The following is a 15,035-nucleotide window of genomic DNA, read 5'->3' as shown; positions in this document are numbered from 1 at the left end:
TATCGCGGGTTTTGCGCGGGCTCAGCGCGTTTTTGCGTCGCGCACGGCCCGGCGCGCGGTGGTCGACGGCAACTCGCCGAACTGCGCCTTGTACGCGCTCGCGAAATGCCCGAGATGCATGAAGCCCCAGCGCGCGGCCGCGTCGCTGATCGGCAGGTCGGCCTGCCGCGTATCGAGCAGCATCCGCCGCACTTGCGACAGGCGCAGCGAGCGCACGTAATTCAACGGGCTGGTCTGCACGACTGACTGGAAGCTGTTCTGCATCGTGCGCCGGCTCACGCGCAATTGCGTGCACAGGCTCAGCACGTCGACCGGTGCTTCGGGATGGCCGATCACGTAGTCGTGCACGCGGCGCACGATGTCGGCGCGACAGGCGTGCGTGAGACGGTTCGAAGGTTCGGGAATCCGGTACGTGAGGAGATCGACGAGCACGTTGCCGATCTCGCCGCGCAGTTCGCGCTGCGCGCGTGCGTCGCGGTAGGCGTCGGGTGCCGCCAGCACGCGCTCGAGTTGCGTGGCGACCTGCACGCTCGCGCGCATCAGCACGGCGGTGGGCATGTCGACGACGCCGCGCCGCAACGTGGCTTCGTCGACGCGCACATCGGCCGCATCCTCGACCTGCTGCATCAGCGCGCGATCGGCGACGACACCGATCAGCGACATGTCGTCGGGTGAATGCAGCTCGAACGGCGCACCGCCGCGCGCCATCACCATCGTGCCGCGCTCGATGCGCGCACCGCCGAATGCGAATGCACCCGAGCCGGTGAGCGGCATGCCGAACACCGTGTGGTCGTGCGGAAGTCTTCCGCGCTGGATGATGCGCACGTTGGCGGTTTCCTGGAACAGCTGCATGCCGTCCAGCACCGCATGCTTGACCGCGCTGCGATACGCGCCGGAGCCGATCTGGTCGTAGCGCTGGTTCCAGCCGCGCAGCGCCTCGGCATGCCGGTCCGCGTTGTCGAACCTCTCGTGAAACACGAACACAGCGCCTCCGGGTGCGTCGATCAGGACCGCGCAAGATTAAACCGACCGCCTGGTCGGCGCAATAAGGGGGAGCGCTATTCCGCGCGCATTTGTCAGAGGGTCGGAAGCGTCCGGCCGGCGCGGCTTTCAGGCGGTTTTCCAATATCCCGAATCGGCAAGCACGCGGTGCCGGTCCGGGTGCTGACCGGATTTATTGTCGAACTACAGTCGCCCCACATCACGTGATTCCCCAACTGGAGGCGACATGAGGACAAGGCGACGAACCGCGGTGCTCGCGGCGACGCTGGCGTTCGCGGCGGCATGGGCCGGCAGCGCGAACGCGACGGAAAAGCCGGAGGAACTGGTCGTGCAGAAGATGCCGCCATGGCATCCGCACGAGGTCTATATCGTCGACATCTCGATGCCGTCGATGACCGACGGACGCATCTACGTATACGACGCCGATGCGAAGAAACTGCTCGGCCAGATCGACGGCGGCTTCGGCTCCGGCTTCGCGATTTCGCCCGACCATCGGACGAGCTTCGTCGCGACGACCTACTTCTCGCGCGGCTCGCACGGCACGCGCACCGACGTCGTCGAGATGACCGACAACACGACGCTCGATCATGCGGGCGAGATCGTGATTCCGGCAAAGCATGCGCAGCATGTGCCGTCGCCGTACAACACGGCGTTCAGCGCGGACGGCAAGCGGCTGTACGTCGCGAACATCACGCCGGCGGCCTCGGTGACGGTGATCGACGCGGTGTCGAAGCAGGTGCTGTCGGAGATCGACACGGCGGCCTGCGTGCTCGCGTATCCGTCGGGCAACGACCGCTTCACCGCGCTGTGCGAAAGCGGCAAGGCGCTGACCGTCACGCTCGATGCGAACGGCAAGGAAGCGAAGCGCACGATGTCGGAGGCGTTCATCGACGTCGACAAGGATCCGGCGTTCGTGAACGCGTCGCGCTACCAGGGCGCCTATCTGTTCACGACGTACGGCGGCAACGTGCGCAGCGCGGATTTCAGCGGCGACAAGCCCGCGTTCGGCAAGCCGTGGCCGCTCGTGACGGATGCCGAGCGCGCCGAAGGCTGGCGCCCGGGCGGCATGCAGCAGACGGCCGTGCAGGCCCGGCAAAACCGCTACTACGTGCTGATGCACAAGGGCGGCGACGGCTCGCACAAGGATCCCGGCACGCAGGTGTGGGTGGTCGACCTGAAGTCGAAGCAGCGTGTCGCGCGTTGGGATCTCGCGCAGCAGAAGGTCGATCCGCTCGTGTCGATCCAGGTCAGCGAGGACGACAAGCCGCTGTTCTATGGGCTGACGGCGACGTCCGACCTCGTCGTGATGGATGCGCGCACCGGCAAGCTGCAGCACGTCGAGAAGCAGATCGGCAACACGTCGTCGCTGCTCGTCAACCCGTGAGGCCGCGATGACGATCGATCCCGTACTTGCCACCAGCGCGCAGGCCGGCGCCGCCGTCGTCGTGCTGCTCGGCGCGTTCGCGAAGATGCGGCGGCCCACCGCGTTCAGCCAGGCGCTCGCCGGCTACCGGCTGCTGCCCGACGCGCTGACCGCACCCGTCGCGTTCGCGATTCCGCTCGCGGAAGCGATCGGTGCCGCGGCGCTGCTGTTTCCCGATACGCGCACGGCCGGCGCGATCGGCCTGGTCGCGTTGCTCGTGGCCTTCGCCGCCGCGATTGCGATCAATCTCCTGCGCGGCCACACCGACATCGACTGCGGCTGTTCCGGCTTCGCGGCGGCGCGCACGGATGCGCCGCGCGGCATCGGCTGGCTGCACGTCGGGCGCGTGCTGCTGCTCGCCGCGCTGGTCGCGACCGCGCTCGTCGAGCCGGGTGCACGCGCGGTCGTGTGGTTCGACTACCTGACGCTGTTCTTCTCCGTGCTGCTGATCGTCTGCGCATTGCTCACCGTCGACGTGCTGCTCGCCAACCTACCGCGCCTTTCCCACTTGAGGAATTCATGATGCAAACCGCTCTCACCGTTTCCACCGCGCTGCTGTGGGTGGCCGTCGTCGCGCTCGGCGCGATCTGTCTCGCGCTCGTGCGCCAGATCGGCATCCTGTACGAACGCATCATGCCGGCCGGCGCGTTGATGATCGACAAGGGGCCGGCGGTCGGCGCGATCGCGCCGACGTTCGAACTGACCGACATTCGCGGCGCGCAGGTGAAGGTCGGCGGCTTCGATGCGTCGGGCAAGGCGACGCTGCTGTTCTTCCTGTCGCCGACGTGCCCCGTCTGCAAGAAGTTGCTGCCGCTGCTGCCGTCGCTGCAGGCGAGCGAGGCGACGCCGGTGAACATCGTGCTCGCGAGCGATGGCGATGCCGACGAACACACGCGCTTCGCACGCAAGCACGACCTCGGGCGCTTCCCGTACGTGCTGTCGCAGGAGCTTGGCCTCGCGTACCAGATCGGCAAGCTGCCGTACGCGGTGCTGCTCGACGAAACCGGCACGGTGCGAGCGAAGGGGCTCGTCAATACGCGCGAGCATCTCGAGAGCCTGTTCGAAGCGAAGGAGCGCGGCGTCGCATCCCTGCAGCAGTTCGTGCACGGCGATCACGGCCACGACCACGACCACGACGCGCACGCGCAGCACGCATGACCGGCCGCCCCTCTTTCAACGTCAAGGGAGAACAACGACATGGGCCTGTTTGATTCATGGTTCGAGCGGTCGGCGCGCGGCGTCGCGCAGCACAGTTCGCGGCGCAGCGCGATGGCGAAGCTCGGCAAGGTGCTGGTGGGATCGGCGCTGCTGCCGCTGCTGCCCATCGATCGCACCGCGTATGCGGCCGATGCGGCATCGGCTGCGTCCGGGGGCGCCGCGACGGCGGCGAGCGACGATCCGATGAGCTGCGACTACTGGAAATACTGCGCGATCGACGGCTGGCTGTGCAGTTGCTGCGGCGGCACGTCGAGCAGTTGCCCACCGGGCACGACGCCTTCGCCGATCACGTGGATCGGCACCTGCCGTAACCCGCACGACGGTTCGGACTACATCGTGTCGTACAACGACTGCTGCGGCAAGACATCGTGCGGAAAATGCTTCTGCAACCGCAACGAGCGCGAGAAGCCGCTGTACAAGCTGTCGCTGAACAACGACATCAACTGGTGCATGGCCAACGGAAATTCGAACTATCACTGTTCGGTTTCGGTTCTGCTGGGAGCGGCAAAACAATGAAAGGGAAGCAAGCAGGGAAGTTCGCCGTCGCATGCATGGCGGCCGTGACGGCCTTCGCGTTGCCGGCCGCCGCCGGCGCGCAGGAAACCGTGCATTACCCGGCCGGCAAGAGTCTGTTCGACGCGCAGTGCGCGGTGTGCCACCAGGCGGGCGGCAAGGGGCAGGACGGCCTCGCGCCGCCGCTGACCGAGTATCCGGGCAAGTACGCGACGGCCGAGCCGGGGCGCGCGCAACTGGTCGCAACGTTGCTGCACGGGATGTTCGGCGAGATCAATGTGCGCGACAAGCACTACAACTTCAAGATGCCGTCGTTTGCGAGCGCGAGCGATGACGACATCGCGCACGTGCTCAACTACGTCGTGTTCGATCTCAACGCGCAGCATGGTGACGCGAAGCCGTTCACGGCGGCGGATATCCGTGCGGCGCGCGCGAAGGCGATGGATGGCGCGGCCGTTCATGCGCAACGCGACGTCGTCATCAAGGGGCTCGGCCTGTGACGCTCGCGTGCGCGCCCCGTGCTGGCGACGCCGCGGCCCGCACGCGGTGCGCGGTGTCGTCGTGGCTCGGCAGCGTGTCGCGTCGCCTGTCGTCGTTGCTGATGCTGGCCGGAGCAGTCGCAGGTTTGACCACGGCACCCGTGCATGCCGAAGGCGCGGCCGACGCGGCGCTCGCGCGCCAGCACTGGGTGCTCAACTGCATGGGCTGCCATACGGCGACGGGCGGCGGCATCCCCGGCAAGGTGCCGCCGCTCGCCAACTCGCTCGGCTATTTCACGCATCTGCCGGCCGGGCGCGAGTACGTGATGCGCGTGCCCGGCGCGTCGAATTCGGCGCTGTCGGACCAGGATCTCGCCGACGTGCTCAACTGGGTACTCACGACCATGAACCGCGACGCACTGCCGCGCGACTTCAAGCCGTATACGGCCGCCGAAGTCGCCGCGCATCGCCGTCCCGCCTTGTCCGACGTCGCGACCGTGCGCGCCGGCCTCGTGCGCGCGTTGCAGGCGCGCGGGATCGACGGTGTCGCGGATCGCTATTGACCGACTCATTCAGGAAAACGAGGAATCAGGAAGATGGAGACGAACGAACATTTCCCGCTGCTCGACGCCACGCGCGCGTTTCTCGCGAAGCCGAAGAAGATGCTGATCGGCGCCGAGTGGCGCGACGCGGCGTCGGGCCGCCAGCTCGACGTCGTGAACCCGGCCGACGGCACCGTGCTCGCGCACGTGCCCGAAGCGGACGAGCACGACGTGCAGCAGGCCGTCGCCGCCGCGCGGCGCGCATTCGATGCGGGGCCGTGGCGCACCGCGAAGACCACCGACCGCGAACGCCTGCTGCTCGCGCTCGCCGACCTGATCGAAGCGAATGCGCGCGAGCTGGCGGAGATCGAGTCGCTCGACAACGGCAAGCCCGTGATGGTGGCGCAGGGGCTCGACGTCGCGATGGCCGCGCAGTGCTTCCGCTACATGGCCGGCTGGGCGACGAAGATCGAAGGCAGCGTGATCGACGCGGGCATGCCTTACATGCCGGACAGCGAGATCTTCACCTATACGCGCAAGGAGCCCGTCGGCGTGGTCGGTGCGATCATTCCGTGGAATTTCCCGCTGCTGATGGCCGCGTGGAAGCTTGCGCCCGCACTGGCCACGGGCTGCACCGTGGTGTTGAAGCCCGCGGAAGATACGCCGCTCAGCGCGTTGCGCCTCGGCGAGCTGATTCAGGCGGCCGGCTTTCCCGACGGCGTCGTCAATATCGTCACCGGTTACGGTCACACGGCCGGCGCCGCGCTGTCGCGCGATCCGCGCGTCGACAAGATCGCATTCACGGGCTCGACGCAGACGGGCAAGACGATCGGCCACGCGGCGCTCGACAACATGACGCGGATGTCGCTCGAACTCGGCGGCAAGTCGCCGGTGATCGTGCTGCCCGACGTCGATCCCGACAAGGCCGCACTGGGCGTGGCGAACGCGATCTTCTTCAACCAGGGGCAGGTGTGCACGGCCGGGTCGCGCGCGTACATCCATGCGACGGTGTTCGACGACGTGATCGAGCGCGTCGCGAAGATCGCCGCGAGCCTGAAGATCGGCCCGGGGCTGGACCCGTCGACGCAGATCGGCCCGCTCGTCTCGGCGAAGCAGCGCCAGCGCGTGTGCGGCTATATCGACTCGGGCTTCGGCGAGGGCGCGCGCGCTGCCGCGGGCGGCCGGGCGATCGACGGCCCCGGCTTCTTCGTCGAACCCACCGTGCTGGTCGACACGACGCAGGCGATGCGCGTCGTGCGCGAGGAGATCTTCGGGCCGGTGCTCGTCGCGATGCCGTTCGACGACGTCGACACGGCCGTGCAGCTCGCCAACGACACGCCGTACGGCCTCGGCGCGAGCATCTGGTCGAACGACCTTTCCGCGATCCACAAGTTGATCCCGCGCATCGCGGCCGGCACGGTGTGGGTCAACTGCCACTCGCTGCTCGACAACGCGTTGCCGTTCGGCGGGATGAAGCAGTCGGGTTTCGGTCGCGAACTCGGCCGTGCGGTGATCGACCAGTACACGGAAAGCAAGTCGGTGATGATGAACTACGCGTGAGCGTCGCGGCGGGTGCATGCGTTGCCGGCGGTTCGGCAACGCCCACGCATGGGGCAGCGACGCGAGACGTCGTCACGCCCGAACCAGCACCACCCCGAGAATGAGGCACGCCGCGCCGGCCAGGCGGATCGGGCTGGCCGCATGCTGCTGGATGCCGAGCACGCCGAAGTGGTCGAACGCGAGCGCGCCGGTCATCTGCCCGACGACGATCAGCGCGAGCGTCGTCGCGGCGCCCAGTCGCGGCACCATCAGGATCGCGATGCCGACGAACACCGCGCCGAAGAACCCGCCGGTCCAGCTGAACCACGACGCGGCACCGGTAATGGTGCCGGTGCCGCTCAAGCGCGGATGCGGGGTCAGCAGCGCGACCGCGAGCATCGCGGCCAGGCCGACGAGGTAGCTGACCGAACCGGCCCACCACGGCGAGCCGAGCTGCGCACGGAGATTGGCGTTGAGCACCTGTTGCAACGCCACGCTGACGCCGGCGGCCACGACCAGAAGATAGGACAGGAGAGTAGTCACGACGAGGCAGGCTCCGGCGAAGTGGCCGTGACGGCGGCTCCGGCACGACAGGCTTCCATTCTGGAAAGCGCGGCGGTATAACGCAAATATCAAATCAGGCGCTTATCCATCTCTTTTCGGCATGCCATCCCTGAGGCAAATCCAGTATTTCCTGACCGTGGCCGATCTCGGCGGCTTCACGCCGGCCGCGAGCGCGCTCCACGTCGCGCAGTCGGCGCTCAGCCGGCAGATCGGTCAACTGGAAGACGAGCTGGGGTTTCCGCTGTTCGACCGGGAGCCGCGGGGTGTGCGGCTCACGCCGGCCGGCGCGCTTTATCGCGATCGCGTGGCGTCGATTCCCACGACCCTGACCGCCGCGGCCGACGAGGGCGCGCAGTTGTCTCGCGGCGAAGCGGGCGTCTTGCGGCTCCTGCATTCGAGCACCGTTCCCGTCGGCAGCCTGATGCCGGTGCTCGAGCGCTTCATGCGCGCGTGTCCGGGCGCACGGATCGATCTCGACCGCGCGTCGTCCGAGGATCAGGTGCTGGAGATCGCGAACGGCAACGCCGATATCGGGATCGTTCGTCTGCCGGTGCTGCGCCGCGATCCGCGCGTGCGCTTCGTCGAGCTCGCGGCCGAACGTCTGTGTGCGGCGGTGCCGGCCGATCATCCGCTGGCGGGCCGCAAGCGCATGGCGATCTCGCGACTGCGGCACGAGCCGTTCGTATCGGCCGTGTATCGGGAGCGGGGCGGGCTCGCGCGCGTCGTGATCGATCTTTGCCTGAAGCGCGGCTTCGTGCCGGCGACCGCCCGGATCGTGTCGCCGAAGACGTCGATGCTGAATCTCGTCGCGGCCGGGCACGGCGTCGCGATCGTGCCGGAACGGATGGCGAGTCTCGGGATCGACGGCGTCGTCTTCGTGCCGATTTCCGATGACGACGCCAGGTCGGTGTGCGCGCTGGTGTTGCCGGTCGCGCCGACGGTGCTGGCGGACGCGTTCGTGCGGGTGATCGGCGAATAAAAAAACGCCAACCCGTAACGTCACGGGTTGGCGTTTCGCGTGGCGATGACCGGTATCAGAACTGGTTCATCGTGTTGTCCTTGCCGGCCGCCTTCAGCGCTGCTTCGCCGCTGAAGTATTCCTTGTGATCGTCACCGATGTCCGAGCCGGACATGTTCTGGTGCTTCACGCAGGCGATACCCTGGCGGATTTCCTTGCGCTGCACGCCGGCCACGTAGCCCAGCATGCCCTGGTCGCCGAAGTATTCCTTGGCCAGGTTGTCGGTCGACAGCGCGGCGGTGTGGTACGTCGGCAGCGTGATCAGGTGATGGAAGATGCCGGCTTCACGCGATGCATCGGCCTGGAACGTACGGATCTTCTCGTCGGCCAGCTTGGCCAGTTCCGTGTCGTCGTATTCCACGCTCATCAGCTGTGCACGGTCGTAGGCCGACACGTCCTTGCCCTCGGCCTTCAGCGCGTCGTACGCCTGCTGGCGGAAGTTCAGCGTCCAGTTGAACGACGGGCTGTTGTTGTACACCAGCTTCGCGTTCGGGATGACCTTGCGGATCTCGCTGACCATGCCGCCGATCTGGGCGATGTGCGGTTTTTCGGTTTCGATCCACAGCAGGTCGGCGCCGTTCTGCAGCGACGTGATGCAGTCGAGCACGCAGCGCGCTTCGCCCGTGCCGGCGCGGAACTGGAACAGGTTGCTCGGCAGGCGCTTCGGACGCAGCAGCTTGCCGTCGCGCTTGATGACCACGTCACCGTTGCCCAGCTGGTCGGCCGACAGTTCTTCGCAGTCGAGGAAAGCGTTGTACTGGTCGCCCAGGTCGCCCGGCGTGTTGGTCACGGCGATCTGCTTGGTCAGGCCGGCGCCCAGCGAGTCGGTACGGGCGACGATGATGCCGTCGTCCACGCCCAGCTCCAGGAACGCGTAGCGAATCGCGCGGATTTTCGCGAGGAAATCCTCGTGCGGCACGGTGACCTTGCCGTCCTGGTGGCCGCACTGCTTCTCGTCGGACACCTGGTTTTCGATCTGGATGCAGCATGCGCCTGCTTCGATGAACTGCTTGGCCAGCAGGTACGTGGCTTCCGCGTTGCCGAAACCGGCGTCGATGTCGGCGATGATCGGCACGACGTGCGTGACGTGGTTGTCGATCTTCTCCTGGATCGCGGCCTTCGCCGTGGCGTCCTTGGCGGCGTCGAGTTCGCGGAACAGGCCGCCGAGCTCACGGGCGTCGGCCTGGCGCAGGAACGTGTACAGCTCGCGGATCAGCGCGCTGACCGAGGTCTTTTCGTGCATCGACTGGTCCGGCAGCGGGCCGAACTCGGAGCGCAGCGCAGCGACCATCCAGCCGGACAGGTACAGGTAGCGGCGTTCGGTGCTGTTGAAGTGCTTCTTGATGGAGATCATCTTCTGCTGGCCGATGAAGCCGTGCCAGCAACCCAGCGACTGCGTGTACTTGGCCGGATCGGCGTCGTAGGCGGCCATGTCGGCGCGCATGATCTTCGCGGTGTACTTGGCGATGTCCAGGCCCGTCTTGAACTTGTTCTGGGCACGCATGCGGGCGGCGTACTCGGGGCTGATCGCATTCCACGCGCTACCGTGGTTTTCCTTCAAACCGGCAACTGCCTTGATGTCGTCTTGATACTGGGCCATGTCAATCTCCTGGGAGCAAAGCGCGTTTGAGTAACTGGTTGAGCGTGCCCGCTACGTCTGTCGAAGCGAACTGCATGGGATAAATAGTAACGCCGCCCATCGTGCTTTTGGCGATGTCTTATATAAGACATAAGACATTATTTTTGCTTGATTTTCAATGAGTTACGCAGCGATTTTTGCAATGCAAAACAAGTTTTCAAGCGACGAAAAGGCCGCGGCGCGGGAATTCGACATGGATTCCGCAATACGAAATGCTCTTTCGGCTGCTGGAGGCCGGGCCAGCTTCACACGTGCCCGTGACACCCGTTCGTCGGGGCGGTGCGAGCGGCGCTGAACCGCAGCCGCCTCGGCATGCCGTTTCGTCCGGGCCGAATCGAAAGCATCGCGCCGCATGCGGACAAGCCGGATCCATCGGAAATACGCGTAAAAACACCGCCCATCAAGCCTCTCAAGAAACCTAGTGGTTTCCACTCATAGTCGCAAATAGTCAAGAACAGGTCGCCGCCGGTCTTCTCGCGGCCAATATGGCTCGTTACTTTTACTCCCACGATGCAGGCCGGGCACACCCCGCGCACCGGCTGCCGCGAGTCAAACCGGGAGGTAACGAACCATGAAGTCGACGAAGATCGCCGCGCTTGTCGCGGCCGTGCTGGCGACCGGCGCGTTCACGCACGCGGCGCAGGCCGAAACGGATGCCGCGGCCTGCCGCACCGTGCGTTTCGCGGATATCGGCTGGACCGACATCACGTCGACCACGGCGCTCGCGTCGACCGTGTTCGAGGCGCTCGGCTACAAGCCGACCACGACGATCGCGTCGGTGCCGATCTCGTTTGCCGGCCTGAAGAGCAAGCAGCTCGACATATCGCTCGGCTACTGGTGGCCCGTGCAGCAGAAGCAGCTCCAGCCGTTCCTCGACAGCAAGTCGATCAACGTCGTCGAGCCGCCGAACCTGTCGGGCGCGAAGGCGACGCTCGCGGTGCCGAGCTACGAGTACCAGGCGGGCCTGAAGACCTTCGAGGACATCGCGAAGCACCGCGCGGAACTCGACGGCAAGATCTACGGGATCGAGCCGGGCAGCAGCGCGAACGCGACGATCCAGAAAATGATCGACACGAACCAGTACGGGCTCGGCGGCTTCAAGCTCGTCGAATCGAGCGAGGCCGGAATGCTGGTGACGGTCGAGCGCGCGATCCGCGAGAAGAAGTGGGTGGTCTTCCTCGGCTGGGAACCGCATCCGATGAACATCCAGATCAGCATGAACTATCTGTCCGGCGGCGATGCGTCGTTCGGGCCGAACTACGGCGAAGCGCGCGTGTACACGCTCACGGCCCCCGACTTCATTTCCCGCTGCCCGAACGCCGGCAAGCTCGTCACGAACCTGCGCTTCTCGACGCAGCTCGAGAACCAGCTGATGCAGTCGGTGATGAACAAGACGAAGCCGGCCGAGGCCGCGAAGGCGTACCTGAAGAAGAACCCGCAGGTGCTCGATCCGTGGCTCGCGGGCGTCAAGACGTTCGACGGCAAGGATGGCCTGCCGGCCGTGAAGGCGTATCTCGGCCTGTGATGGATGACCCGCGCGCCGCACCCGGCGCGCGCCGAAGAAACATTCGCATTGCGACACAACCCGATTCAAGCGAGGCAACCAGCATGAACCACGAAGTCATCATCACCTGCGCCGTCACCGGCGCGGGCGATACGGTCGGCAAGCATCCGGCGATTCCGGTCACGCCGAAGGAAATCGCGGCCGCCGCGATCGAGGCCGCGAAGGCCGGCGCGACGGTCGCGCACTGCCACGTGCGCGATCCGCAGACAGGGCGCGGCAGCCGCGACCCGAACCTGTACCGCGAAGTGGTCGACCGCATCCGCTCGGCCGACGTCGACGTGATCATCAACCTGACGGCCGGCATGGGCGGCGATCTCGAGATCGGCCCCGGCGAGGACCCGATGCGTTTCGGCAAGGGCACCGATCTGGTCGGCGGCCTCACGCGGCTCGCGCACGTCGAGGACTTGTTGCCCGAGATCTGCACGCTCGACTGCGGCACGCTGAATTTCGGTGACGGCGACTACATCTACGTATCGACGCCCGCGCAGCTGCGCGCCGGCGCGAAGCGCATCCAGGAACTCGGCGTGAAGCCCGAGCTGGAAATTTTCGACACGGGCCACCTGTGGTTCGCGAAGCAGTTGCTGAAGGAAGGGCTGCTCGACGATCCGCCGCTGTTCCAGCTGTGCCTCGGCATTCCGTGGGGCGCGCCGGCCGATACCGGCACGATGAAGGCGATGGTCGACAACCTGCCGCCGGGCGCGCACTGGGCCGGCTTCGGGATCGGCCGCATGCAGATGCCGATGGTCGCGCAGGCGATGCTGCTCGGCGGCCACGTGCGGGTCGGCCTCGAAGACAACATCTGGCTCGATCGCGGCGTGCATGCGACCAACGGCTCGCTCGTCGAGCGCGCGAGAGAGATCATCGAACGGCTCGGTGCCCGCGTGCTGACGCCGGCGGAAGGCCGCCGCAAGCTCGGCTTGCCGGCGCGCGGCGAGCGTCCGCTCGAACGCCGTGCGATCGCCGAGTTCGCGTGAGTTTTTACCAGACTGATTGACATGACGCGGCGGCACGCAAAGGCGCGGCCGCCCACCGATTTCCCCTGATTTGAAGGATGCGTTGACATGGCTGTGAAGACCGACATCAAGACGTTCGCCGCCATCGGCACCGGCGTGATCGGCAGCGGATGGATTTCCCGCGCGCTCGCGCACGGTCTCGACGTGGTCGTATGGGACCCGGCGCCGGGCGCGGAAGCGCGGCTGCGCGCGAACGTCGCGAACGCGTGGCCCGCGCTCGAGCGCGTCGGCCTCGCACCGGGCGCCGACCCTGCGCGGCTGCGTTTCGTCTCGACGATCGAGGCCTGCGTCGCCGACGCGGATTTCATCCAGGAAAGCGCGCCCGAGCGCGAGGCGCTGAAGCTCGAACTGCACGAGCAGATCAGCCGCGCGGCGAAGCCCGACGCGATCATCGCGTCGTCGACGTCGGGGCTGCTGCCGACGGATTTCTACGCGCGGGCGACGCATCCGGAGCGCTGCGTGGTCGGCCATCCGTTCAACCCCGTCTACCTGCTGCCGCTCGTCGAGGTGCTCGGCGGCGCGCGCACGTCGCCGGAAGCGGTCGAAGGCGCGATGGAGGTCTATCGCAAGCTCGGCATGCGGCCGCTGCACGTGCGCAAGGAAGTGCCGGGCTTCATCGCCGACCGCCTGCTCGAAGCGTTGTGGCGCGAGGCGCTGCACCTCGTCAACGAAGGCGTCGCGACGACCGGCGAGATCGACGATGCGATCCGCTTCGGCGCGGGCATCCGCTGGTCGTTCATGGGCACGTTCCTGACCTACACGCTCGCGGGCGGCGATGCGGGCATGCGACACTTCATGCAGCAGTTCGGCCCCGCGCTCGAATTGCCGTGGACGAAGCTGGTCGCGCCCACGTTGACCGACGCGCTGATCGACAGCGTCGTCGAAGGCACGACCGAACAGCAGGGCACGCGCAGCATCAAGGAACTCGAACGCTATCGCGACGAGTGCATCACCGAGGTGCTGAAGTCGATCGCCGCGGTGAAGGCGCGGCACGGGATGCGATTCGAAGACTGAGGACGACAGACAATGACCGGCGATACCCCGCTGACGATTTACCGCGACGTGGTGCGGCCCGAATGGGTCGACTACAACGGCCACCTGCGCGATGCGTTCTACCTGCTGATTTTCAGCTTCGCGACCGATGCGCTGCTGGATCGCATCGGTCTCGATGACGCCGCGCGTCGCGAGCGGGGTCGCTCGGTCTACACGCTCGAAGCGCACGTGAACTACCTGCACGAGATCAAGGAGGGCACGCCGGTGCGCGTCGATGCGCGCGTGCTCGCGCACGACGCGAAGCGGCTGCACCTGTATCTCGAGCTGTTCGCTGACGGGCACGACGATGCGGTGTCGGCGAGCGAGCAGATGCTGCTGCACGTCGATACACGCGACGGCGCGAAATCGGCGCCGTTCGACGACGACGTGGCCGCCCGCGTGGCCGAGCTGCATGCGTTGCAGCGCGATGGCGCGGCGCCCGCGTATGCGGGCCGCGTGATCGGGCTGCCGCCGCGCCGCTAGCCGGCGCGAACCGTCGACCTCGGAGCGCACACGATGCTCGAACCGGAAATCGCGACGTTCGTTGCCGCCGTGGACGCGTGGTATCCGGCCGACGCGGCGGCGCGCTCGCCCGCCGAACAGCGCCGCCTGTACGACCGCTTCGCGGCCGAATGGACGCCGGCCGCGCTGCCGGCCGGCATCGTGCAGCAGGACGCCGTCTGGCACGCCGCCGACGGCCGTGCGATCGCGCTGCGGCGTTACACGTCCGCGCACCGCACGCCACGCGGCACGGTGCTGTTCTTTCATGGCGGCGGCTTCGTCGTCGGCTCGCTCGACAGTCATGCGCTGATCACCGCGCAACTGGCGGCCGATACGGGGCTCGACGTGATCGCGGCCGACTACCGGCTCGCGCCCGAGCATCGCGCGCCGGCCGCGCTCGAAGATTGCCTGGAGGTCACGCGCGCCGCGCGCGACGCACGCTGGCCGTTCGGGCCGTGCATGCATCCGCTGACGCTCGCGGGCGACAGCGCGGGCGGCATGCTCGCGGCGGCGGTGGCCACCGCGCTGCGCGATGCGGGCGAAGGCGGTATTGACGGCATCGCGCTCGTCTATCCGATGCTCGGGTTCGAACCGCAATCGCCCGCGCGCGAAACGGAAGCGCACGCGCCGATGCTGACGCTCGACGACGTCCATCGCTATCGCGCGCTGTACTGGGAAGGCGGCTTGCTCGATGCGCTGGGAGACGGTGACCCGCTGCTGCGCGCGTCGATACCGCTCGCGGCTTCGCGTTTCGACGGCCTGCCGCCCGTGCTCGCGATCGGCGCGGAACACGATCCGCTGCGCGACGACGCGCGCGTATACGTCGAACGGATTCGCGCGGCCGGCGGGGCCGCGCACTACTGGATGGGAGAAGGGCTGGTGCACGGCTGCTGGCGCGCGCTCGGAACGAGCCCGCAGGCGGCGCGGCTGCACCGGACGGTCGGCGGGTTTCTGCTCGCACCACACGCGTAGCGGGCGTTTCCGGGAG

The 15,035-nt window shown here is 67.0% G+C and carries 16 protein-coding genes; 13 read left to right on the top strand and 3 right to left on the bottom strand.

The genetic code is table 11. The annotated features are described in order from the left end of the window. Nucleotides 1–21: 21 nt before the first annotated feature. A complete protein-coding gene (locus tag QZM35_RS16930) occupies nt 22–984 on the bottom strand; it encodes a helix-turn-helix domain-containing protein (RefSeq protein WP_175239176.1) in 963 nt (320 codons plus the stop codon). A gap of 244 nt (nt 985–1,228) precedes the next feature. On the opposite strand from QZM35_RS16930, the gene QZM35_RS16925 reads away from it, so the two are divergent. The 7 genes from QZM35_RS16925 (at nt 1,229) to QZM35_RS16895 (ending at nt 6,737) form a co-directional block, all read left to right on the top strand. Continuing rightward, nucleotides 1,229–2,386: an amine dehydrogenase large subunit gene (locus tag QZM35_RS16925; protein WP_301776417.1), complete on the top strand. Its 1,158-nt coding sequence runs from the start codon at nt 1,229–1,231 to the stop codon at nt 2,384–2,386. A gap of 7 nt (nt 2,387–2,393) precedes the next feature. After that, entirely contained in the window at nt 2,394–2,948 is a 555-nt protein-coding gene (locus QZM35_RS16920; protein WP_301776416.1) for a MauE/DoxX family redox-associated membrane protein, read from the top strand. After that, on the top strand, nt 2,945–3,583 hold the full coding sequence (gene mauD / locus QZM35_RS16915) for a methylamine dehydrogenase accessory protein MauD (RefSeq protein WP_089433113.1): 639 nt from the start codon (nt 2,945–2,947) through the stop codon (nt 3,581–3,583). The genes QZM35_RS16920 and mauD overlap by 4 nt, the downstream gene beginning before the upstream one ends. Nucleotides 3,584–3,622: 39 nt before the next feature. After that, the gene (locus tag QZM35_RS16910; RefSeq protein WP_089433112.1) at nt 3,623–4,159 is read left to right on the top strand and encodes a methylamine dehydrogenase light chain; all 537 of its coding nucleotides are present in this window, start codon (nt 3,623–3,625) and stop codon (nt 4,157–4,159) included. Next, on the top strand, nt 4,156–4,656 hold the full coding sequence (locus tag QZM35_RS16905; protein WP_301776415.1) for a cytochrome c: 501 nt from the start codon (nt 4,156–4,158) through the stop codon (nt 4,654–4,656). The genes QZM35_RS16910 and QZM35_RS16905 overlap by 4 nt, the downstream gene beginning before the upstream one ends. A gap of 101 nt (nt 4,657–4,757) precedes the next feature. After that, nucleotides 4,758–5,198 (top strand): cytochrome c, encoded by a 441-nt coding sequence (locus QZM35_RS16900; protein WP_301776622.1) that lies wholly within the window; start codon nt 4,758–4,760, stop codon nt 5,196–5,198. Nucleotides 5,199–5,231: 33 nt separating this feature from the next. Next, nucleotides 5,232–6,737 carry an aldehyde dehydrogenase family protein gene (locus tag QZM35_RS16895; protein WP_301776414.1) on the top strand — a complete coding sequence of 502 codons (1,506 nt, stop codon included), beginning with the start codon at nt 5,232–5,234 and terminating at the stop codon, nt 6,735–6,737. Nucleotides 6,738–6,809: 72 nt separating this feature from the next. Here the strand turns inward: QZM35_RS16895 and QZM35_RS16890 are convergent, their stop codons facing one another. After that, on the bottom strand, nt 6,810–7,259 hold the full coding sequence (locus tag QZM35_RS16890; RefSeq protein WP_174973760.1) for a DMT family transporter: 450 nt from the start codon (nt 7,257–7,259) through the stop codon (nt 6,810–6,812). Between the two features lie 121 nt (nt 7,260–7,380). Here QZM35_RS16890 and QZM35_RS16885 point away from each other — a divergent pair, with 121 nt between their 5' ends. Beyond that, nucleotides 7,381–8,259 (top strand): LysR family transcriptional regulator, encoded by an 879-nt coding sequence (locus QZM35_RS16885; protein ID WP_174973757.1) that lies wholly within the window; start codon nt 7,381–7,383, stop codon nt 8,257–8,259. Nucleotides 8,260–8,314: 55 nt separating this feature from the next. Here the strand turns inward: QZM35_RS16885 and QZM35_RS16880 are convergent, their stop codons facing one another. Beyond that, nucleotides 8,315–9,898 carry an isocitrate lyase gene (locus QZM35_RS16880; RefSeq protein ID WP_089426863.1) on the bottom strand — a complete coding sequence of 528 codons (1,584 nt, stop codon included), beginning with the start codon at nt 9,896–9,898 and terminating at the stop codon, nt 8,315–8,317. A gap of 610 nt (nt 9,899–10,508) precedes the next feature. On the opposite strand from QZM35_RS16880, the gene QZM35_RS16875 reads away from it, so the two are divergent. The 5 genes from QZM35_RS16875 (at nt 10,509) to QZM35_RS16855 (ending at nt 15,019) form a co-directional block, all read left to right on the top strand. After that, the gene (locus QZM35_RS16875) at nt 10,509–11,462 is read left to right on the top strand and encodes a choline ABC transporter substrate-binding protein (RefSeq protein ID WP_089426864.1); all 954 of its coding nucleotides are present in this window, start codon (nt 10,509–10,511) and stop codon (nt 11,460–11,462) included. 83 nt (nt 11,463–11,545) lie between these two features. Next, nucleotides 11,546–12,475 carry a 3-keto-5-aminohexanoate cleavage protein gene (locus QZM35_RS16870; protein ID WP_301776413.1) on the top strand — a complete coding sequence of 310 codons (930 nt, stop codon included), beginning with the start codon at nt 11,546–11,548 and terminating at the stop codon, nt 12,473–12,475. Between the two features lie 87 nt (nt 12,476–12,562). After that, entirely contained in the window at nt 12,563–13,528 is a 966-nt protein-coding gene (locus QZM35_RS16865; protein ID WP_011547128.1) for an L-carnitine dehydrogenase, read from the top strand. A 12-nt stretch (nt 13,529–13,540) separates the two neighbouring features. Continuing rightward, nucleotides 13,541–14,029 (top strand): thioesterase family protein, encoded by a 489-nt coding sequence (locus QZM35_RS16860; protein WP_089426865.1) that lies wholly within the window; start codon nt 13,541–13,543, stop codon nt 14,027–14,029. Between the two features lie 33 nt (nt 14,030–14,062). After that, the gene (locus QZM35_RS16855; RefSeq protein WP_089426866.1) at nt 14,063–15,019 is read left to right on the top strand and encodes an alpha/beta hydrolase; all 957 of its coding nucleotides are present in this window, start codon (nt 14,063–14,065) and stop codon (nt 15,017–15,019) included. The last annotated feature ends 16 nt before the right edge of the window (nt 15,020–15,035 follow it).

It is taken from the genome of Burkholderia sp. AU45274 (assembly GCF_030482505.1).
In the GTDB taxonomy this organism is placed as follows: Bacteria; Pseudomonadota; Gammaproteobacteria; order Burkholderiales; family Burkholderiaceae; genus Burkholderia.
The sequence above is the reverse complement of the archived record's forward strand: the minus strand, read 5'-3'. Positions and strand labels throughout refer to the sequence as shown.